4 protein-coding genes are annotated in these 3,208 nt (G+C 27.8%); 3 read left to right on the plus strand and 1 reads right to left on the minus strand.

Annotated features, from left to right (window positions below; genetic code table 11):
- Positions 1-395 precede the first annotated feature (395 nt).
- Together U881_RS0100615 and U881_RS12450 are read left to right on the plus strand one after the other, a co-directional pair.
- On the plus strand, positions 396-743 hold the full coding sequence (locus tag U881_RS0100615) for a hypothetical protein (protein WP_024652935.1): 348 nt from the start codon (positions 396-398) through the stop codon (positions 741-743).
- A gap of 367 nt (positions 744-1,110) precedes the next feature.
- Positions 1,111-1,269: a hypothetical protein gene (locus U881_RS12450; RefSeq protein WP_160164755.1), complete on the plus strand. Its 159-nt coding sequence runs from the start codon at positions 1,111-1,113 to the stop codon at positions 1,267-1,269.
- 320 nt (positions 1,270-1,589) lie between these two features.
- Here U881_RS12450 and U881_RS0100625 read toward each other — a convergent pair whose 3' ends face one another.
- Positions 1,590-2,876 (minus strand): hypothetical protein, encoded by a 1,287-nt coding sequence (locus tag U881_RS0100625; protein WP_024652936.1) that lies wholly within the window; start codon positions 2,874-2,876, stop codon positions 1,590-1,592.
- 46 nt (positions 2,877-2,922) lie between these two features.
- On the opposite strand from U881_RS0100625, the gene U881_RS13135 reads away from it, so the two are divergent.
- On the plus strand, positions 2,923-3,208 hold a 286-nt coding region (locus U881_RS13135; RefSeq protein ID WP_024652937.1), incomplete at its 3' end, for a hypothetical protein.

The raw sequence follows: 3,208 nt of genomic DNA on the forward strand, positions 1-3,208 counted from the left end.
TCTAAATTGACTTTGATTGAGAGTAGACTAGGATTTAAGGGACAGTTAGTTTCATCTTTGACGGTTATTGCTACTCTTGCTGTGTCATATTGTGTAGCACAAGTGTTTGTGATGTTGGGAAAATATTTTGTTATTTCATAATATACATAACGATATATATAACGACTTTGTATTAAGTTGTTGCAACTATTTGAGCACAAGTTAATTTAGTATAAATTTGTTGAGAGTTGTGTTGATTATTTTTGTTTAATTGTATATCGTTACGTTTATCTTCATATCAATACTGTTATGTTTTATTTGTGTTGCTTTCTACATGGCAATACTAATAATGTATTATATAACTTTGTAGAAAATTGTTTTGATTTGTGTTTTTTTTGGAGATATAATTATATGATATGTGTACTAAAGTTGATGATGCAAGTACGCTTAAAAAAGCTGTAAAAGAGATTCTATACGAAAAACCTTATGATTCTATTCTGTTTAGTATTGCAAAAAATATATATGAGAAAGAATTTAATTCTAATCCACAAGTTACTACCGAAGATCTTGGTCATATTCTAGAAGAATCACTTATATTTGTTTTTAGGATATTTTTTATTGCATATTTTGAGGCTGTGTTTGATGATACGTTGAGAAATCATGTTGCATATAGAACTCATGTATCTTTCAGGTATTATTTCTATGATAAAGTAGTAAGTGGATATGAGGGATATAGCAAGTTAATACAAATTTTCGATTTGTAGAAGCCCAAAAATAATCAATAGTGTGTAAACTTTCATATGTTTATTTTAATCCTTTATATTAATATAGTATTATTTTTTTTAGAAATGATACTATATTAATATAAAGGAATTTTATGCATAAATTATGCTTTTTTAAAGTGATTGTTGTAGCTTCTTATATGGGTTCTTAGGATTTTCGTGTATTAAGTCAGACAATGTAAAAATGGGGTGGGGGGATCTATATTACTCTTAATAACAACCTAACTTAATTTTTATTAAAAAAAATACTAATAAATAACAAAACTTTTATCTCTACAAGATATCTTAACGTGTATTTGTTTGATTGGTGAATTCATATGACTTAATGAGGTAGCGTTAATACTATGAAGTGAAAGATATCTATATAGTGGGATTGATGCTTCAACAAAATGAAAATGAAATTTTGACAAATTCTGTGAATTTACTTCTTTCAAGGAATGCTTGTATATTAATTATTAAAAATAATCCTAATGATTTTAAGTTGTTGCTTGACTTACCAATATTTTGATTTTACAGAGGTTGAAAAACGTAAAATTTTAAGTTTGAAACCCCAAGATAGATTTTTTGATTTAATTTTACTTTAACTCTTACAAGTATTGCAGGTCTATATTCGATTGCTTGTGAAGAGTTTAAAATATTGCTTGAAGATTTTTAGAGTGTGGAAAGTTTAAAAAGGAGATTTGTAGATTTTGAGTTTGGTTAATGGATACGAAAATTATTTAATGGGAATGTGATCAAAAGTGCATTCTGTGTTATGAAAATATTTATGATATGTATTTAATTTATGAAAATGTTAGTAAATATAATATTTGATTGTGTGGAACTTTCTTATTTCTGTCTTGTTCTAGCTTTTTTTATTAGTTTGTCAAAGTGATGCATTGTTTTATTATTTTCTGATATTACAATATTTATTGCATTTTGAATCTTTGGATCATTATTCATTTTGTTGCACACCTGATAAAAGTCTTCTGCTTTGATGTTCCTTCGATTTCCATGAATGGGTACAGCGTATAGGTTTTGCAAGATAGAAAATCCAACACACCTCATTTTTTTTAAATATATTATAAGTTGTTGATTAAAATTTACAATTTCTTTCATAGTTAGTTTAGTTTCAAAATTTCTTTTATCATCAAATGTATACTGACCACGAAATGATAAGTTATGATAAATGATGGATGTCATGTCTGCTATCTTGTTTAATAATGTGGTCATAGCGTTTAAATATTGAAAATAATCAGGATGATTTTCAATATTGGCTTTTTTAATTTTGTCAAGGGCAAGTGCTAATGTATATATGCCCCAAGGTAAATAACCAAAAGCTAAATAAATATTATCAGGTGTACGGCTAAAGCCGTGTGGAAGCTTGGAAGGGTGAAAAATCTTGTCAGGTATTATGCTTTCAAGTTCGTGAATTTCATGGTAAGACTTGTTCATTGTGTGCTCTTTTTGCCCGTCCTCAAAATATATGCTCATGATTTCTTCAAATTGTTTCACGGCTTCTTCTTGTGTTGTTGGGTTTTCTGTTATATTGATGAAGGGAAGATGATTGTAATCAAAATCTATATCATTTCGATAAGGGATTTCTTTCTTTTGTTTTTTTGCGTAACGTCCCTCTTTTATACTATCTCTAATGCTATTGTAATTAAGTGTTTGAACTAATGGGTTTCTAGCCTGACAAATATTGTAAAACATAGCGAAATGAAATCCTGTATTACAAGATAATCTAATCTCATAGTATAAGGTATCTTCTAATATCTTTATGTCTTCATTATAAAGATCTATGTTGTGAATTTTATTTTGATCAAATTCTTTTTCAAATTTTTTCTTATTTTCTAATGTAGATTGAATTACCTTGAAAAATTTTTTTAGTTTTTTTTTATCGAAAACATTTCCATTTATTAGATACTTAACAAATTCATTGACTTCTTCTTCTCTATAAACTCTGAACTTATCAGTAAGAATTTTAGAATGATATTTATTGTAGTGTTTGGGAATTCTATTCATCAAAGCTTTTTTTAGAAACGTTATTTCATCTTTATATTCATTAATTAGTTTAGCAGTTTCTTCTTCTTCTTCTTGTAATACTATCAAGTTTTTTCTTACGGGTTTTGGCAATTTATTTCTTGGAGTTTCTCTTAGGAATTTTTTTCTTAAAATTTCCTTGAGTTTTACTTGTTCTTGTAAGATTGTTTGCTGCTGGTCAAAAGTTTTTGGTGGAGTTGTTTCTGTTTCTGTTTTTGGTGGAGTTGTTTCTGTTTTTGTTTTTGGTGGAGTTGTTTCTGTTTCTGTTTTTGGTGGAGTTGTTTCTGTTTCTGTTTTTGGTGGAGTTGTTTCTGTTTTTGTTTTTGGTGGAGTTGTTTCTGTTTCTGTTTTTGGTGGAGTTGTTTCTGTTTCTGTTTTTGGTGGAGTTGTTTCTGTTTCTGTTTTTGGTGGAGTTGTTTCTGTTT

It is taken from the genome of Borrelia persica No12 (assembly GCF_000500045.1).
Classification (GTDB): Bacteria; Spirochaetota; Spirochaetia; order Borreliales; family Borreliaceae; genus Borrelia; species Borrelia persica.